Origin of the sequence: Pseudoalteromonas sp. SG43-5 (assembly GCF_014164345.1) — a bacterium.
Lineage (GTDB): Bacteria > Pseudomonadota > Gammaproteobacteria > Enterobacterales > Alteromonadaceae > Pseudoalteromonas > Pseudoalteromonas distincta.
Window position 1 is genome coordinate 258,674 of the sequence record NZ_JACJFA010000001.1, and the last position, 22,802, is coordinate 281,475.

Below are 22,802 nucleotides of genomic sequence, written 5' to 3' on the forward strand. Positions count from 1 at the left end.
AATCTCCTTGATTGATATCAATAATAAGCATCGAGACGCTCGAAATAACACAGTAAACAGGGTACATTGAGACTATAAATAACGCAAAATTTAATCAGCCTAGGAAAAACCATGAGCCTTAAGCGTATAACCCAATTTTTTAACCCAAGCTCAGTGGCCGTTATTGGCGCCTCTAACATATCAACTCGGGCTGGTTTTGTGGTTATGCGCAACTTACTTCAAGGTGGCTTTAAAGGGCCGATAATGCCTGTTACTCCAAGCCATAGCGCAGTACATGGCGTACTTGCTTACCCCTCTATTGCTGACTTACCAAAAGTACCTGACCTTGCTGTTATTTGTACTAACAAAAACACCTTAATTGATATTATTGAGCAGCTTGGAGAGCTTGGCTGTAAAACCGCTATTGTTATTGCCGATGGGCTGTCTGGGGAGCAAAAAAGCGCGCTTAAAGCATGCGCTCAAGCCAAGCAAGTTACTTTGCTTGGACCCAACTGTTTAGGCTTGCTGATCCCTCATATTGGGTTAAATGCGAGCTTTTCACATACCGTGGCAAGCCCAGGTAAAATAGCATTTGTATCGCAATCAGCAGCAGTATGCTCAACCATTTTAGATTGGGCTAAAAACAAAGAAATTGGCTTTTCATATTTTGTATCAGTAGGCGATTGCCTTGATATAAACTTTAATGAACTACTCGACTTTTTAGGTCGTGATGCTAAAACCAAAGCTATTTTACTCTACATAGATAACATTGAAGATATTCGTGGTTTTATATCAGCAGCAAGAGCCGCGGCCTTTAGTAAGCCTGTAATTGCGATTAAAACAGGTAAAACAACTGCAGGCGCACTTGCAGCCGAAATTCACACCGGCGGAAAGCAAAGCTCTGACGCTGTTTACGATGCGTTATTTCAACGAGCGGGTATGCTGCGTGTAAATGATTTACGAGAGCTATTTGCAGCGACACAAACACTCGCCATGCATCCAAAATTATTAAAAGTAGAACAACTGACAATTTTAACTAATGGTGGCGGCCCAGGTGTTATGGCCGTTGATGAGCTAATTCAAAGCTCCGGTAAATTAGCAGAACTAAGCATTGAAACCCGAAATGCGCTAAATAAAGTCATTCCGCAATCAGAAACCACCTCAAACCCTGTGGATATTTTTGGCGACTCAGCACCTGCGCGTTATAAGCAAGCATTAGAAATTTTACTGCACGCAAAAGAAGTTAAAAACTTACTGATTATCCATACTCCCTCAGCGCTTGCGCCCAGCGAAGACTACGCCAACATTATTGTAGAAACCTTACAAACATTACCCAAAATGGCGCGCCCTTACGTTATAACTAACTTTATGGGTGAAGACGCATCTTACGCCGCCAGAAAAGTGTGCTCAAACAACGCAATACCCACTTATCGTACGCCCGAAGGGGCTGTAGGCGCATTTATGCACTTGGTAACGTATCGTCGTAACCAAAAGCATTTAACGCAAACACCTGAGTCGAACACTGATGACGCTAAAATAAATAAGGTGGCAGCTAGAACCCTTATTAATGAGTTTTTAGATGATGGACAAAGCTACTTACCTACTCATCAGGCAAGCCAAGTATTGAACCACTATGGTATTAAATGCATTCAAACTGAGGTCGCTTACACCCCAACAGAAGCCAAAGAGCAAGCCATAGAGCTTGGTTTTCCAGTCGCATTAAAACTGATTAGTCCAAGTATTGCCTCAAAGTCTGAAGTAGGTGGGGTGGTGCTTAATTTAAACGACGCCAACGAGGTTGAACAAACTGCTTTTGCGATGCTTATCCGTATTAAAAACACTTATCCGGATGCTGTTATTGAAGGGTTTTCATTACAAAAAATGGCGCCGCGAGCAGGCGCAAATGAGCTGCGAATTGCAATTAAAACCGAGCCTAATTTTGGCCCAGTTATATTATTAGGTGAAGCAGGCACCGGCCTTGAATATGCACAAGCCGCCGTTGCTCTGCCTCCACTGAATATGAACTTGGCAAAGTATTTAATTGCCGCAGCGCACGACAAAGGCGTATTAAAGGAGCGCATACTCCCCGAGAAAGTTGATAAGTATCGTTTATGTGCACTGCTAACGCGTATTTCTCAGTTAGTTATTGATCAACCCGATATAAGCTCAATGGAACTAAATCCTATACTTGCCAGCAATGGACAGTTTTTAGTGCTCGATGCCACTATGACACTTAACCGCTATCAAGCTCAGAGCAATCGTAAGCGCTTATCTATTCGTCCCTACCCTATTGAACTTGTTGAAGTGGTAACACTTAAAAATAACACTCAAGCTACGCTCAGACCGATAAAACCGGAAGATGAACAAGCCCATAAAGTATTTGACGAGTCACTTAACAAAGAAGACAGATATAAACGCTTTTTTGGCGAGCTTCCACAGTTTAACCACGATCAACTCGCTAAAATGACGCAAATTGATTACGACCGTGAAATGGCGTTTATTGTGTGCCAACGCTTTGAAGGTAAAACCCGTACACTGGGTGTGTCTCGCGTCATTATGGACCCCGATAACCTACATGCTGAGTTTGCTATTGTAGTACGCTCAGACTGCCAAGGCTTAGGGCTTGGTCGTATACTAATGAGCGCTGCAATTAATCACTGCAAACGCCAAGGTGTAGAGTCGATTGAAGGCATAACCTTACCAGAGAATACAGGGATGATTGAACTTGCCCGTAAGCTAGGTTTTAAAATTAGTCGCGACTTTGAAGAAGGCAGTATTAACATGGTACTTAAACTTAAATAATGAATGAACCGCAAACTTTACGCCAAAAAATGGCTTGCCTGTTTGAAGGTACAGGTCAATATCAACGTTCAGGGCATATTCTTGATATTGCACTCATTAGCTTAATAATGATTAACGTTGTAGCCATTGTTATTGAGTCAATCCCAAGTGTGGCAGAGCAGTATTACTACGAATTCTTAGTTTTAGAAATTGTATCGGTCGCTATTTTTGCTATTGAATACTTAGCCAGGCTTTGGGCCTGTGTAGATAAAACACAATATGAAGCAATGGAAGGCTCAAACAGTAAACGCAGATTAAAGTATTTTTTATCACCACTTGCGTTAATCGACTTAATAGCGATTTTGCCAAGCTTAATGATGTTTTTATTTCCTCTCGATTTACGTTTTTTACGCATACTCAGATTATTAAGAGTATTTAAACTCACTCGCTACTCACGCGCCATGCAACTACTTTTAAAAGCCTTTAACGATGAAGGTAGTTCATTAATGGCTGCTTTTTTTATAATGGCCGTTGTGCTTATTTTAGCTTCATGCGGAATTTATTTAATTGAGCACGATATACAACCCGATAAATTTGGCTCTATTCCTGCGGCTATGTGGTGGGCAATGGCAACACTAACGACCGTTGGTTATGGCGATGTAGTACCTATAACGCCATTGGGTAAGTTTTTCGGTGGCGTTATCACACTACTGAGCATGGGTATGGTCGCTATTCCTACCGGATTACTGGCGTCTAGTTTTTCAGAACAGATACGTAAACGCCGTCAGTTTTTTGAAGACGCTGTGCACGAGTCAATTCAAGATGGCACACTTAATGACACCCAACAAGTACACCTAGAAGAGCTACGCCATAAGCTAGGCTTGAGTAAACTTGAAGCTAATAAGGCCATTAAAACGCAGTTAAATGAGCATAACAGCCATTTGTTTTGCAGACACTGCGGTAAAAGGCCCTAAATCCGTGCGACTATTCTCAATTGAATATATCACTCCAATCGCGATTAATAAGCGCGAGTACTTCGGTATTAGGTACCGGTTTACTAAATAAATACCCTTGGAAATGCTTGCACCCTCTCGCCTTTAAAAAAGCAAGTTGGTGCGAGCTTTCTACGCCCTCAGCGACACACTCTTTGCCTAAACTATCTGCAAGCGCGAGTGTTGATTGGATAATGGCCTCATCATCAGAGTCTATGCCTATGTCTTGTACAAAGCTTCTATCTATTTTAAGTACATCAATAGGGAAACGCTTTAAATAAGTAAGTGATGCGTAACCTGTACCAAAATCATCCATGTACAATCTACAACCCAACTTTTTAAGTTGTTCCATGCTGTGCAGCGCTTCTTTTGAATCACGCATTAATATTGATTCGGTTATTTCAAAAACAATTGCCTCAGATGATACACCTGAATTATTTAACGCTTTTTTAATTTCAGGTACGAGTTCTTTAAACTCAAAATCTAGTGCTGATAAGTTAATAGATAAATACAGGTTAGGTGAGGCTTTTCGCCACTCTTTTAACTCCAATAAAGCGCGCGCAAAGGTCTGCAGCATAATTTTTGTAATTAAGCCTATCCCCTCTGCAGCCAGCGAAAACTCTTGAGTTTGTACTAGTTTATTTTCGGGCCAACGCAGCAGCACTTCAAAGCCTTCTGTTTTTTGGCTCTTAGCATTAATAATAGGCTGATAGTAATTACAAAACTCTTCTTCTCGATACGCTCTAGTAAGCTGAGATTCAAGATGCAGCGCTCTTTGAACATGCTGGTTCATCTCTTGCTTATAAAACTGGTAGCGCCCTTCTAAAGAGTCTTTTGCATGATATAACGCTATGCTCGCAGCTTTTAAAAGTGCGGGGCCTTGCTCTGCGTCATCTGGCGATATCGACACACCAATACTTAAATTAACGTTTACAACTTGACCATTAATCGCAATATTTTGATTCACGCAATCCATCAACTTAGTACATATTATAAGTACTTGCTCTATCTGATGAATATCTTCTACTAACACGACAAACTCATCGCCACCAAATCGCGCAACACTATCCGATGGTCGCAAAGAGCACTTTAAGCGCTCAGCAACTTCTTTAATTAGCTCATCAGCCGCTTCGTGCCCTAATGAGTCATTAAAGTATTTAAAACGTTTAATATTGATATGTAACAAAGCCACTTTGCATCCATGCAGTTTTGCTTGTTCAAGGGCGTGTTCAACGCGGTCATTAAATAATGTACGATTTGGCAGCCCAGTTAAGGCATCGTAGTTGGCCAATAGGTGCAGCTCGTTTTCAGCTGATTTTTGTGCGTTTATATCGGTTAAAATAATGACATAACTATTAAGGCGCTGCTCGTTATCGGCCACTGCACTTATTTTCACAAGTACATGACGCGATTCACCATTAGCTAAAACCACACTGTCTTCGCACGAAAAATGCTCCCCAACAGATAGCTTTTGCATAATGCGTAAATAATCAAAACGATTGCTGCGCGATATACCTAAATTTAAAGTCCGGCTAGATAACGACTCAGCGGAGAAGTTAAAGGCGGTTTGCAGTGATTTATTAGAAGCCCGAATATTTAAGTTTTTATCGAGTATAAACACCCAATCACGTGTTTGCTCAAATGCTGCCGTAAATAGTAAAGCGTGTTCTTCAAACACCATCTCACGGGTCATATTTGTATAAGTACCCGCTACTTTTTGTGGAGTTTTATCATCCCACTCAACTACTTTTCCAAAGTCCTTATACCAGCGCCAATAGCCTTTTGCATGGCGCAGGCGGTAGGTACAATTAAAGTAGCCTTTATCGGTAGATAAAAATTCAAGCCACTCTAAGCGAAATAGCTGTTTGTCCTGCGGATGAATTTTAGATAAATATTCATCAAGGCTTACGGTTTCATTTTCGTAGCTTAACTCACTCGCTAAGCGGGGTTGGTAAATGCTTGGGTTGCTCGACTCCCAATCCCAGACACCCGATTCGCTGCCTTCAAGTGCTAATTTTAAACGCGCTTCGCTTTCTTTACTTTCTTTATTTGCTGCCAATAAAATACGCTGAATTTTATTACGGCGCATAACCCACATAGCAACAAAACCAATAAACAGCATGGCGTAAAGCACCATAAAATAAGGTGCACGCCAAAGCGGATACTTTACTTTTATTTTTAAAATAGCAGGCGAGGTATATTCGCCAGTCAGGGGGTCTTTAGCCCAAACTTTTAATTGGTAATTACCTGGATTCAATTTTGGAAACAATACGCGGTTGTTATTTCGAGTATAACTTTTTTGTCCGTTATCGAGTTGATACTCATAAATAATGCGTTCTTGATTACTAAATGCCATAGCCGAAAATGCCACTTCAAGCCCAATATCATCATGGTTTAACACAACCTCGTTAAGAGGCTGTTTTAAATCAAGCGATAGATCTCGTGACATTAAATCAACTCGCGTAATATTTACGTGATCAATAAGTGACTGGTAATTTTGGTTTTCCATTGGGTGAAAATAAGTAAAACCTTTTAAGCTACCATACGCAATATGGCCATCTTTAAGCTGTGCCATGGCGTTACTATTAAACTCAGCAGAGAGTAACCCTTCTGACGTAGAAAATTGTTGAAAATGAAGTGTTTCTGGGTTTAATCGCCAAATGCCTTTATGGCTACTCATCCAGATCATGCCATCATCATCTAGCACCATATCGTAAAGCAATGTGCCTAATTTATTCCTCTCTAAATCGATTGTATGTACTAATTGATAAGTAGATGCGTCAAGGCCTATCAAGCCAAAATTAGAAAGTGATATCCACAATATATTGTTGTTATCAATTAAATAAGAAAGCACGCTAATGGCTACGTTTTCGTGCTGCTTTGGCACTTTGTAAATCATTTTAAGTGCTAAATCACTTGGGTTTACTTGATATAAAATTCCAGCATTAAAAAATAGTGGCGAGTCTGGCTTATTGCTCAACGCGGGTAAAAAGCCATGAGCTAAAAAGGGTTCAAACTGGTCAAACTGGCCACCCAGACGCGTTATTACTTGAGAATCTATATTGTATATAAATACCCCATGATCTGAGTGCACAAAGTATAGATCGCCATTTGGCATTAGTGTAACGCCATGCACTCTACCAGTAATCAGCTCTTGATCAGCAGGGTTATGCACTTTTGGTTCGCTAACTTGATGCGTTACAGGGTCAAAAATAAATAAACCACGGTTTGTATAAAGCCATAAATTATCTTTATAGGGCGTTATTTCATATACGGTAAACTCAGTGGTGAGTAAGTCGACTTTGTAGTCTTTTAAATAAGCTTTACCAATATTTGTTTTTAAATCAACCTCGGTAATACCGTTATGCGTTGCAAGCCAAAGCTTGTCTTTATATTCGGTAATCCCCCAGATAGAGTGATGTGATAAACCATCCCCCCCGAGCAAAGTGCCATCGACATTATTAAAATGATAGCTGTCGTGAGATAAGTAAAACGCTCCATCAGTCTTAGTCGCAACCCATGTACCACCCGATTTATCTTTAGCCATATCAATAATACTGGTATCGGCAAGTGTGTACTTACTTTTGGCTATTCGAGTATTTTTAATCATCTCTTTTGTGTTTAAATCAAATTTAAACAAGCCTTTGTCGGTAGCTAAATCTATTGTTCCGTGTTCGTTTACTATGCTCCAAACATTTAAGTCACTTAGTAATACCTTACTTTTAAAAGGTAAATCTGGGCGTTCAAACATTTTTGATAAGTTACTAATATCAACTTCGTATAAGCCTTGTACCGCCCCTACTAACAACTGTTTATTTTCACCTAATGCGAAAGACTTCACATTATTTTGGTAAATATGCTCAGCTTCACCTTTTAAATGCTGTAGAGGTCTAACTTGCTCGGTGGCAATATCAAATACGTATGCACCATGGCTTGTACCTATAAATATATAACCATTGTAGGCAAACAGCTTTCTCACAAGGGTATTTTTATATTTAGCCGGAAGCTCAAAAATAGTTGTTATTTTTCCGGTTGCGATATCAAGCTTTGCAAAATCGCGGCCTCGCCCAATCCAAAGTGTTTTTTTATCAACGGCCACCATACTAAAAACAGACTGATTGATAATTTCTTCTTCACTGGTCGGTTTTTCTAGAAATTGCTGATATGAATCTGTTACGGGGTCGTATCTAAACAGGCCTGCAAGTAAAGAGGCTATCCAAATGTGCCCTTGAGGGTCTTGGTAAATACGATCGATGATCGCCTCTTCTAACTCACCATTAGGGCCGTTTATTGGAATAACTTGATAGCCATCATAACGATTAAGCCCGGCCTCTGTCGAAAGCCAAAGGTAACCGTTAGTGTCTATAAGCATTGTATTAACGTAGCTTTGTGATAAGCCTTCGCTAGGAGATAAACGTTTTACTTGTGCCCCTACTTGGCAACTTAGAATAGTTATTAAAACTACAAAGCAACTAATGATCCCATTAACGTATTTACTCATGCTTATTCCATATTATTATTTATTATTATGGGTACTCTAGAGCGACTATATTTCGATGTTTGTAAGTATCAAAAAGTACTTGTAAAGCAAGAGTATATGTTAACACCTGGTTAAAACCAATAGCACAATATAAATCAGCTACGTTTTCATATGCGAAGGTCTTTATCTCTCTATTTTGCGACTTTAAGAGTGTTGAAAGCAATTGTTTTGCAATCCCTTTACCGCGATGTTCCAGCGCAACAAACATGGTAGATAAAAATAAAAACTCTGTTTTATCTTGTAACCTACATGCTGCCACTATTTCATTATTATAGTAAGTAACCCATACCTTATCTTGTTTATTAGCACGCCCTCTTACGCTGTGCTTTTTGTAGAATTTATTCACAAGTGGGGTTTTTAGTTCATTTAACACTTCAACTTTATACATTTTTATATCGATATTTAGCTAAGCATTAGCGCTAAATACTGTTCAAATTTTTGTTTCAAAACCATTTGCTCTGCCACTGGGCGGCTGTGGATTGTGTTGTAAACTTGCTCTCTCGTTTTTTTATTACGCTTAATTTGATACGCCCAAAAAGACGCTTCATAATCTAACTGAATTTGATATTTTTCTTCACGTGGTAATAGGCATAAATTAAAACTCACAATACTTCCTCATTCGCTTTTAAGATTATTTGATTCCCCCTCTAAACTGGGCAAGAGGTAATCTCCTTGTTATTATACGCGTCTTATTTTATTTATTTCTGTAGTAATTGGAACTGATAATGAATAGACATTTTAGTATCTTATTATTATTGGTAAATTTATTTTTTAGCGCCTCTTGTTTTAGTCATCAATACAACCTCACTTTTAATCGTCCGCAAAGTACACCTCAAGCTGATTATGCCTTAGAGCTATTAAAGTTAGCATACGCAGATATCGGTTTTAAAATACATATAATCGATTTTAGTCACCAAAATGCTTTACTCGCTGCAAATAATGGCGTACTTGATGGGCAGTTAGGAAGAGATGCAAGCGTTGAAGAAAATTACGAAAACTTAATTAGAGTCGATTATGAGCTATTTAAGTTTGACTTAGTATTATATAAAAACTGTTTACCTAACAGTTTAGAACAGCTCGATAGCGTCGCAATTGTTGATGGCTACCCTGTGCAAGAACATTATTTAGCAAGCACACAGTTTGCAGGGAATATTATTAAAGTTAAAAGCATGAATACCCAACTTAATTTGCTTGCTCAGAAAAAAGTACAGGGAGCTTTGATGATTAACTTTATAATGCAAAATAATGAGCTCCCGTCACCTCAAGGCTGTTTTGTAAAAGAAGTATTGAGTACTTATCCGCTTTATCATTATTTAAATAAACGTAATGAAAACTTAGTAGAAAAGCTTAAAATGTCATTAATTAACCTAACTAACAATGGCACTGTGTACGCACTAAGAGCCAAATATGGATTAAGCTTTTAAAAGTCGAACCCTTGCTGCTGCGCCTGCGTGATTGGCACTGCATTTTGCTGCTTTTTTTGAAGGTAGCGCTTGTAGCGCTGCTGGCACAAACTAAGCACCTTCTTTTTTTGGTCGTTCGATAAGGTATTCCACGAAAAGCGCTCATCCCGACTACGATAACACCCTTTGCAATACCCTCTGTTGTTAACTAAGCAAATACTTTTGCAAGGACTTGGAATATCAAATATTTCAATTTGTTGCATGCATAAGTACCGCCCAGGTGAAGAGGAGGTATTAGTATAGCGTTATTTTTGAGCAAAAAAAAAGCAGCAATTTAATTGCTGCTTAGTTTTGTTGAGCTGGGATTATTAATACTCACAGCTATTGGTATTTATCTCTGTTTTACGGTGAAATGGCTTAGCGTACATGGCCAGCACTAACGGTTTTAACTCTTCTGGTACACAGGCTAAACGCTGTTCAAACGTCGCTGTATCTGGAGAGTCTATTACCGCCTCTTTACAGCCACCAGCAATGTAATTACCTGGGTGCAAATAAAACGAATCTACAATTTGCCTATCAATTGTTTTAGCAAGCTCTTCAGCACTATCACATTTAGATTCGATTGGCTGTCCAAATGCTAAATGCACATGCCCTTTAGCTGAACTAAAACCTTCAACAATACTGGCAATATCTTCACCCGCTGACTTAATATATTCACCATGATGCTGTTTATGATAAAGCTCTTTAGCCTTAGCAATTGCACACGGTTCATATTGATAAGAAATAGAAACAGGCACTATTTTTAACTCTTTAATATAATCGCCAAATTCTTTCTTTTGTTTACGTCCATTTAATTGCAACATTTTTAAAAGGGCAGGATCTGTTTGATCAAAACCGTCTTTTGCACGCCCTTCTTTTTGTGCAATCCAAATAGAATTTCCACCGATTAAAGAGTCATAGATATATGACGATAACTGGGTTAATGCTTTTAACATTTCTTTTGGTGCTTTAGCAGAGCGCTTAACAATGAAACTTTTATTTAAACGCATAAGCTCAGTAATGTAAGGTATTTGCAATAAATTATCGCCAATAGCAATACGCACTGTTTTCATTTTATGCTGATATAAACCCCAATTAACTAATGCAGGATCAAGCACTATGTCTCTGTGGTTTGAAATAAATAAATAGGCCTGATTAGCGTCTAACTGATCTAGCCCAGAAAAGGTAACTTTTGATGTGGTGCGCTTCACTAGTTTATCTAAGTATTGCGCCACTTCATTTTGCACATCTTCAACGGTGCTTACTTTGCCCCATTTTTTGCGTAACTGACTTCTTACCATTGGACGTGCAATAAAAGGCACTGCCGATAAAAAGCGCGGTAAATTATACTTTGCTATTACATCAATAAACGCATCATCGTTAATCAAACGTGTAAGCGACGCCGCAACTTCGTCGTCGTTGTATGGGCGTATATCTGCGTATTTATCTTCTAATTCACTCATTACTACATCTACAATGTTAAAAAACGGCACGCTAAAGCGCACCGTTTATGTCTATATCCGATTATAACTCAGCCAATCTAAAATGCGAAATAACCAAAAAAACGATTTTTTATTTTAGCAACTTGCTTTAAAGCCGAGTTTAATTACCTTCTATGACCACAGGCTTGCTTATAAGTGCAAAAAAACTGATCAGTCTAGCAAAATACCATGTTCTCAATCTGCTAGTGGGCAGACCACTACTACATAGCCCTCTAATCATTTGGTAGTAATAGCATTAACAAAGCCTTTATTTCGTAGTACCTTAAGCCCATATTTTAGATTTTTGATGGATCGTAAGCCTCTTTTTTACGATTTTAACTCTTTCAGATCCACTTATTTTAGGGCTCATAATGAACATTACTATTCTTGATAACGCAACGTTAGCTAAAACATCTCTTTCGTGTATAGAACAACTTGGTAAATTAACGACTTATGAACTTACCAGCCCAGAGCAAGTTATTGAGCATTGCCAAGGCGCTGATGTATTAATCACTAATAAAGCAGTTTTGAATCGCGATACAATTAGTCAGCTAACACAACTGAAATTAATTTGCGTAAGTGCAACCGGTACTAATAATGTTGATTTAGAAGCCGCTAAAGAATTTGGTATTGCCGTAACTAATGTAGCTGGCTACTCAACCCCTTCAGTTGTTCAACATACATTTTCTTTAATTACTAACTTACTGGGTAACACCCACCGCTATCAGGCGGATTGCCAGCAAGGCGCATGGCAAAAAAGTGAAATGTTTTGCATACTCGATTACAGCTTTAACGACTTGCAAGGTAAAACATTTGCCATTATAGGCGGCGGTACGCTAGGCAAAGGCGTTGCTAAAGTGGCTGAGGCATTTGGCGCTAATGTTATTGTTGCAGAGCGTAAAGGGGTTAAATGTCGCGATGGTCGTACGCCTTTTGAAGACGTCATTAAAACAGCCGATATAATCAGCGTACACTGCCCGCTTACAGATGAAACACGTAATTTAATCGCACTTAATGAGCTTAAAATGATGAAGCCAAGCGCTATAATTATTAATACAGCACGTGGTGGTATTATTAACGAAGCCGACTTAGCAACAGCGCTTAAGCAAAACCTAATTGCTGGAGCGGGTGTTGATGTACTAACTAAAGAACCTGCTGAAGCTTCAAATCCACTTGCTAATTACACAGGCAATAACTTATTACTTACTCCACATATTGCATGGGCAAGTACTGAATCTATTGTGCGTTTAATTAATGAAGTAAGTTTGAATATTGCGGCATTTACTAAAGGTGAATCACGCAACCGCTTGGTTTAATCATTTTATTGTAGTAATCAAATAAGCTAAAAAATGGCTGTTTTTACTAATATATTTAATATTTTATTAGATAAAAACAGCTTAACTGACTTAACAATCTGATTCATAACAACTTATCAATATGGTCTACTCTTTGCTTTAATACAGTTAATAACCAATTAAAAATCTTATTAAGGTAAATAAAAATGAAAAAATCACTTTTAGCAGCCGCTTTAATCGCTCCATTTTTAACAGGCTGTGTTATTGCCGTGTCAGATGGCGAAGCTGAGACTCATTGGGCAGGGAAAAACTCATCAAGCTGGCAAGCACAGCATAAAAATAATCGTGAAGTTATATCGGAGCTAAAAATGGATAGCAGCTACCAGTCTGTTTTAACGCAATTAAAAACGCCTAATTTCACTGAGCTATTAAAAAAAGATGACGATGTATACCAAGTACTTTTTTATGTAACGCATAGCAAGCATTCAGATTCAAAAACAACAAAAGATGAATGTACGCCACTTGTATTTAAAAATGATAAGTTGGTGGGCATTGGTGACACCGCTTTAGGTATGATCACGCAGTAACCAATAAAAAACTTAATATACAAAAACGCCAATATATGAATATTGGCGTTTTTGTATATTAAGTTTTTAGCGTGCGACTATTCTATCTCGCCCTGCATCTTTAGCGGCATATAAGCCTAAATCGGCCTCTTCTAATAATGCTTGCTCAGCATACACTTTACCACTTTGTGTAGTGGCAATACCTATACTTATAGTGATGTGGTCTGCATTTAATGAAGCTTTATGTTCTATATTCAAAGCATTTACAGCATTGCGTAATTTATTAGCAAACTCCATAGCTTCATGCTTATCAATTCCTGGTAGCACAGCAGCAAATTCTTCTCCGCCATAACGAGCAATAAAGTCACTGCCACGTTCACATTGAGCTGCAAGTGCTTGCGCAACATTCTTTAAACACTCATCGCCAGCACGGTGTCCGTAGCAATCGTTGTAACGTTTAAAGTGGTCTATATCCATAAGTAACACCGATAGCGGTGTTCCACTTCGCTTGCTGCGGCGCCATTCTCGAGATAAGTTTTCATCAAGGTAGCGTCTATTTGGTATTTCAGTCAAGCCATCTATCGAAGCTAGCATTTCTAGCAAATCATTTTTTTGCTTTATGAGGAGTTGGTTGCGCACTCTAACGCGAACAATAGAAGGGCTAAATGGCTTGGTTATGTAGTCCATTGCACCGAGCTCTAAGCCCTTTGCTTCATCATCATGGCTACGATTGGCTGATATAAATATAATAGGAATAGACTGAGTTATTGGGTTTTCTTTAAGCTCCACAAGTACTTGATAGCCGTCAATTCCAGGCATAATTACATCAAGGATTATTAAATCAACTTGCGCTGTTTTTACAAAGGTCAGTGCTTTTTCACCACTTTCAACTAAGAACACGTCGTGTTCTGCTTTAAGTGTTTTTTCAAGTACTAATCTGTTGATTGGATCATCATCCACAATAAGTACTTTAGCTCTTTTCGACATCCCTAACCCCTAGCCCTTTTATAAAAACAATTACCTGTTCTAGCTGTATGATAAGCTCTTGTAGTGTAATCTCAATAGGCTTATTAGTTGTTTTAAGCGTTCTTTCACACAATAAAGCACAATGTGATAATCGTCTAAAACCTAAATTACCTGCTACACCCTTGATACTATGCACTAAACGTACCAAATCATCCTTATTGGTTGTTTCTTCTAGTTGCGATAGCTGGGTTTCACACAAGCTAGCAAACTTATCAATCATCGTATTAAGTAGTTTTTCATCCATACTAAACTGCGTTAAAGCAAATGATTTTTCAAAAAAGCTTGGTTTAACTAAGTTTAAATCAGCAATTGCATCAATAAGTACTTTAGCAACAACCGGTTTAGTTAAATGTTTATTCATGCCGCACTTTAAAGAACGTTCTACATCAGCAGGTTCACAATGAGCCGTTAAAGCAAAAATAGGCAGTTGCTTTGCGTCAAACTGTTGACGAATCAAAGCGGTTGCTTGACAGCCATCGATTTTCGGCATTTGCACATCCATCAATATTAAGTCAGGCTTCAAAACTTGCAATAATTCCATACCAATTGATGCGCTTAAAGCCTTAACAACATTTACGTTTGCTTGGCGCAGAACACTGCTAATTATTTCTAAGTTAAGCTGATTATCATCAATTGCTAATACAAGTAGACCCGATATATCAGCTTTACTTTCAGTTGCACTGTGTACTGCGGCACTTGTATTAACTATAGGCTTTTGCTGAGAGTTCAAACTAAATAGCCTTTGCCCTAATGCCGATGCTTTAACGTGATGCGCAGCTAAGTGCTCGCTTGTCGGTAAATTAAGTGTGTGCTGATGATTAATAATAATTACCGATGTTTCTTTAGCTGATAACGAATCATTAATCGCTTCAACATTTAAAAGTGCAGGTAAGTCAGCTGCATCAATTATTATTTTTTGAGTATTAGAGAGCTTAATTGGGTATTTTAGTACCTCATCTAAATTAATATTAGCAAGTTCGTTATATGCATTTGTCACCTGCTTAAGCTCTTTACTTTGATCAGATAAAATAGCCAATGTATTAGTCGGTAACACTGTGTTTTTAGTGGTATCAACTAAAAAGCTAATACTGAAATAAAATTCGCTGCCGTGGCCTTTTTTACTCTTTAAAGCAATCTCCCCACCCATTAACGATACTGCATGTTTAACAATAGCTAAACCTAGCCCAACCCCTTGGTGTATGCGGGTTGAAGATTCATCACCTTGAGTAAAAGCATCGAATAAGCGACTTTGATCAGCTTCATCTATACCCATGCCAGTATCGATTACTTTAAAGCAAATATGCTGTTGCTCTAGGCTATCGCTTTCAATAAGTTCCATTTTTAAAGTAATGGAACCTGTTTTTGTAAACTTAACGGCATTAGTTAATAAGTTACCTAATATTTGCTGCAAACGTATACTGTCGCATATCAAATCAGGTGCTATTCGCGGGTCAATATCAATAAAAAACTCAATACCTTTTCCTTCGCACAATGGAGCCGTTAAGCTTTCACAAATATCTACCAGCTCAACCATGCTAAAAGATGCTTGTTTTAAATCGGTTTGCGAACCTTCAATACGCGCAAAATCAAGCATTCTATTAAGCATTAATAACAAGCTTTGTGCTGCATGCTTAGCTTGATCCGTTTGTTGTAATTGCTTTTGCGTTAAGCCTTGCTCAATTAACATATCAAGCAACCCTAAAACAGCGTTCAAAGGGGTGCGTATTTCATGACTTAAATTGGCTATAAAGCGGCTTTTAGCTAGGGTTGCTCGTTCGGCATCTAGTTTTGATTTAGTTAAGGCACTCACATCCTGAATGTGTATAACATAATAAGCTGGATCGCGGTTTTCATCCCAGACAAGCGATACACTTAGTTGCAACCAGCTTGTTAAGCCCCCTTGAGCAAGCGTTAAATGATATACGCGTTTTTTGTCATCTAGCAATTGCGCTAAAGTGCTTTTTATTTGCTGCCATTGGGAGTCATCAAATAATGCTTTTAACTGCTCCCCAACGAGTACTGGCTGATCAGAAAACTGCTTTCTTGCTGCTTTATTAACTTGTAATATTGTGTGCTCAAGCGAGAGTAAAACCACGCAGTTAGCCGCAAATTCAATTGCACTTCTAAATTTAGATTCAGATGATTTTAAGGCCAATAATGTTTGTTGCTGCTCGGTAATATCGCGACCAATGCCCATGGTTCCTAACAGGTGTTGGTGCTCGTTATAAAAAGGAGCAATAGTAAGTTGATACGATTTTGTATCAGTTTCTATTCGCTGTTCAACACTATTTCTGTTTTGTAATACTTGTTTTTCAAGCGCATTTATTTGCTGATCGTTATCACCTAAATCATCTACATATTTACCAACTAATGCAGTTTGATCTTTACCGATATATGCCTCAAATGCTTTATTGCATCCTAAGAATGATCCATCAATATTTTTAAAGTAAATAAGGTCTGGCACACTGTTTAGCATAGTGTTGAGTAAAGCTAAGTGGCGCTCTTTCGCTTCGTAACTGCGGCTTAGTTTTTCTGATTGCAGCTGAACTTGGTCGTCCAGAGCTTTATTTGCACTTTGTAATGAATCAACTAACTGTTTGTTTTTAGTAAATACACGCTTCACTTTAGAAAACCAAGGTTGCCAGCTCAGTGGTACTTTGTAATTTAGCTGCTCTTCTTGTTGTGTCCCGTTACTCTCAAGGTATGACATTAAGTGAGTCATCGGCTTTATAAAAATGCGCTGACTTAACCAAAAAAACACGCCAAACATAATACTTAAAAATAGCGTTAAAAAAGTAAACTCTAGTAATATCTCATACTTAATTGAGCTTATTAATTGGGGTTTGTGCTCGTAAAATGCTGCGTGAATAGGTAACGCATCCATAGGCTGCATAAAGTAATTACTATCACTAGTTAATACTGTTTTTTGACTCTGATGATCGGCCAAGTCTGGCCAATAATTTTTTAACGCAGTCGCTTGCTCTATTATCTGTTTAGAGCTGGCGATAATTTGATGCGATTGGTTCATAAAAACGTATTCACCACTGTTCGGTGACACCTTTTTTAACCACCCAGAAATTGCTTGAACATCATAAATTAAAATAATGTAATCGGCTGAGCCAGTGCTTCGTTGTCGACCAATAGCAAAATACGAATTGTCATTCACTTTAACAATAGGGCTTGAAGTAAGTTTGTTTTGCGCAAATTTTGGCTTAAATTTTCCATTTAAAATTTCAGTAAGCATTAAACTTTGGCTTTTGTTGTGCCTGCTTACATAAGCAAAACCATTATCATCAACATACGCTACAGCAGATAATGACTGCATTAACGCAAGCGTTGTATTAAACGAAGGCCCTAATGTAATAGCCTGCTGCCACTGCATTAATGCCTTAGCAGATAACGCAAACTCACCTTTACCTACAATTTCCGTACTTTGATCAATAAAATGACGATAATAGTAACCATCATATTGATTTATACCTTCGAGCAAATCTTGGTTTATTTTGGGATAAGTCGCTTGCTCGTATAAGTTAAACATGGTGGTAAGTAGATTACTCACCGAGTCCATCCCGTGGGTAACTTGCGCTGAAACATTTGTAAAGTCAGCTTGGCGTTTTTCAACCGTCCGCTCAAGCTTTATATTATATAAGTGCAAGCACAGTAAAAAAGCGACAATCAATGGCACTAACAGCGCAATAAATAATGAACGATAATAATGCTTCAGAGGTAAAAAATTCAATGTACTGCCTGCCATTTGGCTCGAAAATCAATCGATAGACTATCGAGCCAATTTGTTAAGCGCAAGTTATAAATTTTCTTCTGCAAACGACGCTAAGCGACTACGCACAACACCGTTGAGGTTTATTGTTGCGCTGCCTTCAAAGTTTTTAAAGCGCTCTACTATGTACGTCAAGCCCGATGTTACTGGCGTTAAATAGTTACTATCAATTTGCGCCAAGTTACCTGTACAAATTAATTTAGTACCTTCGCCGCAGCGAGTAATAATCGTTTTAAGCTGAGATGCCGTTAAATTTTGGCTCTCATCTAAAATTACCACTGCATTTTGAATGCTACGCCCGCGCATAAAGTTAACCGATTTAAACTGTACATTAGCCTTCTCCATTATGTAATTTCGACTCGATATTGGATTTTCGTCGCCTTTGTGCAATACCTCCAGCGTATCAGTGATAGCTGCAAGCCATGGCGCCATTTTTTCCTCCTCAGTGCCTGGTAAAAAGCCTATAGACTCTGCTATTTCTGGCGTATTACGGGTAACTATTACTTTATCGTAAATACCTTTTTCGATGACCATTTCAAGGGCGCTGGCAAGTGCTAACAAGGTTTTACCACACCCTGCTGGTCCTGTTAAAATAACAAGCTCAATACTTGTATCCAGTAGTGCATCTAATGCCATCCCTTGATAAATATTTTTGGGCTTAACGCCCCATGCTTGTTGATGCATTAAACGCTCAACACCAATATCTTTGAGCATTATGTGCTCGTCATCGTACGATTTAACACGCGCCGCAAACTGATCCCCTCCATCAAGTAAATATTCATTACAAAATACATCAGGGATTAAGTTTTTAGGCACATGATGAAACGTATCGCGTCCGTGTTGCTGCGTATTACACTCCCCTACATGATCCCAAAAATCACCTTCAATTTTTTTATAACCACTAGTGAGTAAGCTTATATCGTCAATAAGTTGGTCGGTGCGGTAATCCTCAACATATTTAAGTCCGGCGCCTTTGGCTTTTAAACGCATGTTTATGTCTTTTGTAACAAGTATTACTTTTGAATCACTGTGCTGCTTTTGTAAGTACACGGCGCAATTGATAATACGATGGTCGTTTTCGTTACCAGGCAAACCAGAAATAGAGTCGGCAAATAAATGGTCGTTTACAATAATGAGGGTACCTGCAGAGCTCGCTTTTGCCTTTTTGTTACTCGGCAGCGCCACGCCTTGTAGCATTTGTTCGGGCGTTGCATTTTTAAGAACTTCATCTAATCCACGAATAGCGACGCGCGCATCACGGCTTACGTCGTGTTTTCTGTCTTTTATATGGTCAAGTTCTTCAAGCACCGTCATCGGAATTACAACGTCATGCTCTTGAAAAGACAAATAAGCGAGTGGTTCGTGAAGTAGTACGTTGGTATCTAGCACATACATTTTACTTTCAAGGTTCGAAGCTTTTTCCATAGCACTTTCCTTACGTTTTATGATTTTTATGCTATACCAAAATAACTAAGTAAAACGGGCAAAACTTAAACCTGCAATACTTAATTGCTAAGGCATAATGTAAGTTTAGTCTATTTGTCATAAAAGTCCGTTTTATTACAAACTGTAATTAGTTTTGATTTACCTAAAAAAGAGTCATAGACAAGCTGTTTTAATAGTAATAATTAACACTTACAAAATTAATTAAAAGTGAGCCAAATAGCGCCTTGCAGTGGTGTTAGCTTACAGGTAACATAGCCGCCTTTTTCATCATAGACGAGACATACATGAATTTTTCCTTAGGTCAGCGTTGGATCAGTGATACAGAGTCAGATTTAGGATTAGGCACCGTTGTTGCCATTGAAGGCCGTCAGGTCAGCATATTATTTCCTGCCAGTGGTGAAAACCGTGTTTATTCTAGTGCAGAAGCACCTGTTACCCGTGTGGCATTTAATCCTGGCGATGTGATCAAAAGCGTTGAAGAATGGGAATTAGAAGTAGAGTCTATTGAAGTACAAGGCGAGTTACTTTGCTATCACGGCACCCGTGTTGATAATGGCGAAACGGCTAAACTTAAAGAAACCTTTTTAGATCATTTTATTAAATTTAATAAACCACAAGATCGTTTATTTGCAGGCCAAGTAGATCGTTTTGATCGCTACACACTTCGCTACCAAACGTGGTTACATAAATTTGAACGTGAACAATCGCCTATTAAAGGTTTAATTGGTCAGCGTGCTAATCTTATTCCGCACCAGCTTTATATTGCACAAGAAGTGGGTAAACGTTTTGCCCCACGCGTACTTTTATCAGATGAAGTAGGCCTTGGTAAAACAATTGAAGCGGGCATGATACTACATCAACAAATTATTAGTGGCCGTGCAAGCCGCGTACTTATTGTGGTGCCTGAAAATCTACAACACCAATGGTTAGTAGAAATGCTACGCCGCTTTAACTTACGTTTTTCTATTTTTGATGAAGAGCGCTGCGATGAAGCGTTTGCAGATTCTCCAAACGTATTTGATACAGAGCAACTAGTACTTACCAGCCTTGAGTTTTTAACCAAGAAAAAACGTTGGTTTGAACAAGCAACGCTTGCTGATTGGGACCTTTTAGTAATAGATGAAGCCCACCACCTAAGTATCAATAACGGCAAGCCAAGCTCAGAATACCAACGTATGGCAGAGCTTAGCCAAGATATTCCGGGTCTTATTTTGCTTACAGCAACGCCTGATCAACTTGGTCACAGCAGTCACTTTGCGCGTTTACAATTACTCGATCCGGATCGTTTTTACGACTACGACGTGTTTAAAGAAGAAGAAGCAAATTATAAAGACGTAGCGCAAGCTGCAAATCAATTACTGCAAGAGCAAGCTCTGGACGACGCAGCCAAAGCCACGCTAATTGAGCTATTAAAAGAAACCGACATTACTGATATTCTTGAAAAAGCACAGCAAGGTGATTTACCAGCGCGTAAAGAAATACTTAACATGCTACTCGATCGCCACGGCACAGGTCGTATATTATTCAGAAATAGCCGCAGCGGCATTGATGGCTACCCTAGTCGTAAATTACACGCCTACCCAATGGCATTGCCAAAGCAGTATAAAACGGCTATGTCGGTTCTTGGTAACATGGGCGGCATTCAAAACCCTGAACTAAGTGCACACCGTGCTCTGTTTCCTGAAAAAATATTTCAAGAATTTGAAGGCGAAAGCGCAAGCTGGGGTTTATTCGATCCACGTGTAGATTGGTTAATCGACACCCTTAAAACACTTAAGCGCGAAAAAGTACTGCTTATATGTGCTAAAGCTGAAACAGCTATCAGCCTTGAGCAAATACTGCGTGAACGTGAAGCAATTAAAGCGTCGGTATTTCACGAAGGCATGTCGATTATTGAGCGTGACCGCGCTGCTGCATTTTTTGCAGACGAGTACGATAATGCACAAATATTACTGTGTTCAGAAATTGGCTCAGAAGGTCGTAACTTCCAGTTCTCGCATCACTTAGTGTTGTTTGATTTACCACTAAACCCAGATTTGCTCGAGCAACGTATTGGTCGATTAGACCGTATAGGCCAAACACAAGATGTGAACATTCATGTGCCATATTTTGAAAACACCGCTCAAGAAGTACTGCTACGTTGGTATAACGAAGGTCTAGATGCATTCGAATCTACATCAACAACGGGGCAAATGCTTTATAAAGAGTTCCGTGATGACCTACTTGAATATATTTCTGCGCATAACTGCGATGAAGACGAACTCGATCCATTACTTGAGCAAGTAGCACAACAAAATGCGGTACTGCGTAAAAAAATGGAAAGCGGACGAGATCGTTTACTAGAGCTACATTCATCGGGTCAAGGTGCTGCCGACTCGCTTGTGACTGATATAGAAAAACTCGATAACCAGTTTGAATTGCCAAGCTACATGATCAACGTGTTTGACACATTTGGCGTAAGCCAAGAAGATAAAGGCGAAAACACCATTATCTTAAAGCCAACGGAACATATGTTAAATGCATCGTTCCCATCGCTTAAAGAAGACGGTATGACGGTTACCTTTGATCGCGACACTGCACTTTCGCAAGAAGATGTACACTTTATCAGCTGGGATCACCCTATGGTGCAAGGCACCATGGATATGATTTGTGACGACGACTTTGGTAGCGCATCAGTAGCATTACTTAAAAACAAAAAGTTACCGCCTGGTACCTTTTTTGTTGAGCTTATTTTTGTTGCAGAAGCAATGGCACCAAAAGTATTACAAGTTGGTCGCTTTTTACCGCCTACACCAATTCGTATATTGCTCGATAAAGCAGGTAATAACCTAGGTGAAAACGTGGCATTTGAAGGCTTTAATCAGCAGTTATCAGCCGTAGGCCGCCAAACAGCAAGTAAGCTTGCAGGTGCACTACAAAGCGCTGTTCACCCAATGATCACTACCGCTAAAGATATGGCACAAGAAAAACTTGAAGTTATTCGCGCAGCGTCACTTGCTAAAATGCAAACATCACTCAGTGAAGAGCAAGAGCGACTTGTTGCCCTGAAGCAAATTAATCCGAATATTCGCCAAGAAGAAATTACCTTCTACGATAAGCAACGTAACGACCTAACTACGTATATTGAAAAAACGCAGTTACAACTTGATGCAATTCGCTTAATAGTGGTTTCACACTAAATATTTAGTTTTTAGTCTTTTGAGCCGACTCCAGAGTAAATTTAGAGTCGGCTATTAAGCTTAATTGATATAAATAGCTGTACCTTTTTAAACTTCATTTAAAAACCACGTGTTCTTATTTTACTATGAGCCACTTCTACCCTCTCTAGCTATATATTAAGCCCTTTGTTGAACTGTTGATTTTGCCCAACATAACCATATCTAAAAACTCAAGCTGCACTCTATACAACTATTCTGTGAGATAGTTGATAGGTTTATTTTCCCTTGCATAAAGTTGTTTTTTTGTTAACCTACTCG

14 protein-coding genes are annotated in these 22,802 nt (G+C 38.9%); 6 read left to right on the forward strand and 8 right to left on the reverse strand.

Annotated features, from left to right (window positions below; genetic code table 11):
* Positions 1-111: 111 nt before the first annotated feature.
* Positions 112-2,781: a bifunctional acetate--CoA ligase family protein/GNAT family N-acetyltransferase gene (locus tag H5161_RS01220; RefSeq protein WP_039488310.1), complete on the forward strand. Its 2,670-nt coding sequence runs from the start codon at positions 112-114 to the stop codon at positions 2,779-2,781.
* The gene (locus H5161_RS01225) at positions 2,781-3,734 is read left to right on the forward strand and encodes an ion transporter (protein WP_182692458.1); all 954 of its coding nucleotides are present in this window, start codon (positions 2,781-2,783) and stop codon (positions 3,732-3,734) included. The genes H5161_RS01220 and H5161_RS01225 overlap by 1 nt, the downstream gene beginning before the upstream one ends.
* Before the next feature lie 16 nt (positions 3,735-3,750).
* On the opposite strand, the gene H5161_RS01230 is transcribed toward H5161_RS01225, so the two are convergent.
* The 3 genes from H5161_RS01230 to H5161_RS01240 are packed head-to-tail and all read right to left on the reverse strand — an operon-like array spanning position 3,751 to position 8,898.
* Entirely contained in the window at positions 3,751-8,253 is a 4,503-nt protein-coding gene (locus tag H5161_RS01230) for an EAL domain-containing protein (protein ID WP_182768531.1), read from the reverse strand.
* Positions 8,254-8,278: 25 nt separating this feature from the next.
* Complete coding sequence (locus H5161_RS01235; protein ID WP_024596205.1) at positions 8,279-8,680, reverse strand: GNAT family N-acetyltransferase; 402 nt, start codon at positions 8,678-8,680, stop codon at positions 8,279-8,281.
* A 14-nt stretch (positions 8,681-8,694) separates the two neighbouring features.
* Positions 8,695-8,898 (reverse strand): DUF3283 family protein, encoded by a 204-nt coding sequence (locus H5161_RS01240; protein WP_024596204.1) that lies wholly within the window; start codon positions 8,896-8,898, stop codon positions 8,695-8,697.
* Positions 8,899-9,017: 119 nt separating this feature from the next.
* Between H5161_RS01240 and H5161_RS01245 the strand changes: the two genes are divergently transcribed.
* Positions 9,018-9,716: an ABC transporter substrate-binding protein gene (locus tag H5161_RS01245; RefSeq protein WP_182196852.1), complete on the forward strand. Its 699-nt coding sequence runs from the start codon at positions 9,018-9,020 to the stop codon at positions 9,714-9,716.
* Here the strand turns inward: H5161_RS01245 and H5161_RS01250 are convergent.
* Positions 9,713-9,958 (reverse strand): DUF1289 domain-containing protein, encoded by a 246-nt coding sequence (locus H5161_RS01250; protein ID WP_182196853.1) that lies wholly within the window; start codon positions 9,956-9,958, stop codon positions 9,713-9,715. The genes H5161_RS01245 and H5161_RS01250 overlap by 4 nt on opposite strands.
* Positions 9,959-10,063: 105 nt before the next feature.
* Positions 10,064-11,197 (reverse strand): 1-acyl-sn-glycerol-3-phosphate acyltransferase, encoded by a 1,134-nt coding sequence (locus H5161_RS01255; RefSeq protein ID WP_154903727.1) that lies wholly within the window; start codon positions 11,195-11,197, stop codon positions 10,064-10,066.
* A 389-nt stretch (positions 11,198-11,586) separates the two neighbouring features.
* Between H5161_RS01255 and H5161_RS01260 the strand changes: the two genes are divergently transcribed.
* Both H5161_RS01260 and H5161_RS01265 read left to right on the forward strand, forming a co-directional pair.
* Positions 11,587-12,531, forward strand: coding sequence for a D-2-hydroxyacid dehydrogenase (locus tag H5161_RS01260; protein WP_182768532.1), 945 nt, complete (start codon positions 11,587-11,589; stop codon positions 12,529-12,531).
* 185 nt (positions 12,532-12,716) lie between these two features.
* Positions 12,717-13,097, forward strand: a complete 381-nt coding sequence (locus H5161_RS01265; RefSeq protein WP_024596200.1) for a DUF3192 domain-containing protein — start codon at positions 12,717-12,719, stop codon at positions 13,095-13,097.
* A 66-nt stretch (positions 13,098-13,163) separates the two neighbouring features.
* Here H5161_RS01265 and H5161_RS01270 read toward each other — a convergent pair whose 3' ends face one another.
* Genes H5161_RS01270 through H5161_RS01280 form a run of 3 tightly spaced genes read right to left on the reverse strand, consistent with a single transcriptional unit; the run spans position 13,164 to position 19,305 of the window.
* A complete protein-coding gene (locus H5161_RS01270; protein ID WP_024605076.1) occupies positions 13,164-14,063 on the reverse strand; it encodes a diguanylate cyclase in 900 nt (299 codons plus the stop codon).
* A complete protein-coding gene (locus tag H5161_RS01275) occupies positions 14,047-17,856 on the reverse strand; it encodes a PAS domain-containing hybrid sensor histidine kinase/response regulator (RefSeq protein WP_182768533.1) in 3,810 nt (1,269 codons plus the stop codon). The genes H5161_RS01270 and H5161_RS01275 overlap by 17 nt, the downstream gene beginning before the upstream one ends.
* Before the next feature lie 51 nt (positions 17,857-17,907).
* Complete coding sequence (locus H5161_RS01280; protein ID WP_182716620.1) at positions 17,908-19,305, reverse strand: PhoH family protein; 1,398 nt, start codon at positions 19,303-19,305, stop codon at positions 17,908-17,910.
* 305 nt (positions 19,306-19,610) lie between these two features.
* Between H5161_RS01280 and rapA the strand changes: the two genes are divergently transcribed.
* Positions 19,611-22,505 carry an RNA polymerase-associated protein RapA gene (gene rapA / locus H5161_RS01285; RefSeq protein WP_024595181.1) on the forward strand — a complete coding sequence of 965 codons (2,895 nt, stop codon included), beginning with the start codon at positions 19,611-19,613 and terminating at the stop codon, positions 22,503-22,505.
* Positions 22,506-22,802: the final 297 nt, after the last annotated feature.

Coding starts and splice junctions, on each gene's coding strand:
- H5161_RS01220 (WP_039488310.1), top strand. CDS start 112: ATGAGCCTTAAGCGTATAACCCAATTTTTTAACCCAAGCTCAGTGGCC.
- H5161_RS01225 (WP_182692458.1), top strand. CDS start 2,781: ATGAATGAACCGCAAACTTTACGCCAAAAAATGGCTTGCCTGTTTGAA.
- H5161_RS01230 (WP_182768531.1), bottom strand. CDS start 8,253: ATGAGTAAATACGTTAATGGGATCATTAGTTGCTTTGTAGTTTTAATA.
- H5161_RS01235 (WP_024596205.1), bottom strand. CDS start 8,680: ATGTATAAAGTTGAAGTGTTAAATGAACTAAAAACCCCACTTGTGAAT.
- H5161_RS01245 (WP_182196852.1), top strand. CDS start 9,018: ATGAATAGACATTTTAGTATCTTATTATTATTGGTAAATTTATTTTTT.
- H5161_RS01250 (WP_182196853.1), bottom strand. CDS start 9,958: ATGCAACAAATTGAAATATTTGATATTCCAAGTCCTTGCAAAAGTATT.
- H5161_RS01255 (WP_154903727.1), bottom strand. CDS start 11,197: ATGAGTGAATTAGAAGATAAATACGCAGATATACGCCCATACAACGAC.
- H5161_RS01260 (WP_182768532.1), top strand. CDS start 11,587: ATGAACATTACTATTCTTGATAACGCAACGTTAGCTAAAACATCTCTT.
- H5161_RS01265 (WP_024596200.1), top strand. CDS start 12,717: ATGAAAAAATCACTTTTAGCAGCCGCTTTAATCGCTCCATTTTTAACA.
- H5161_RS01270 (WP_024605076.1), bottom strand. CDS start 14,063: ATGTCGAAAAGAGCTAAAGTACTTATTGTGGATGATGATCCAATCAAC.
- H5161_RS01275 (WP_182768533.1), bottom strand. CDS start 17,856: ATGGCAGGCAGTACATTGAATTTTTTACCTCTGAAGCATTATTATCGT.
- H5161_RS01280 (WP_182716620.1), bottom strand. CDS start 19,305: ATGGAAAAAGCTTCGAACCTTGAAAGTAAAATGTATGTGCTAGATACC.
- rapA (WP_024595181.1), top strand. CDS start 19,611: ATGAATTTTTCCTTAGGTCAGCGTTGGATCAGTGATACAGAGTCAGAT.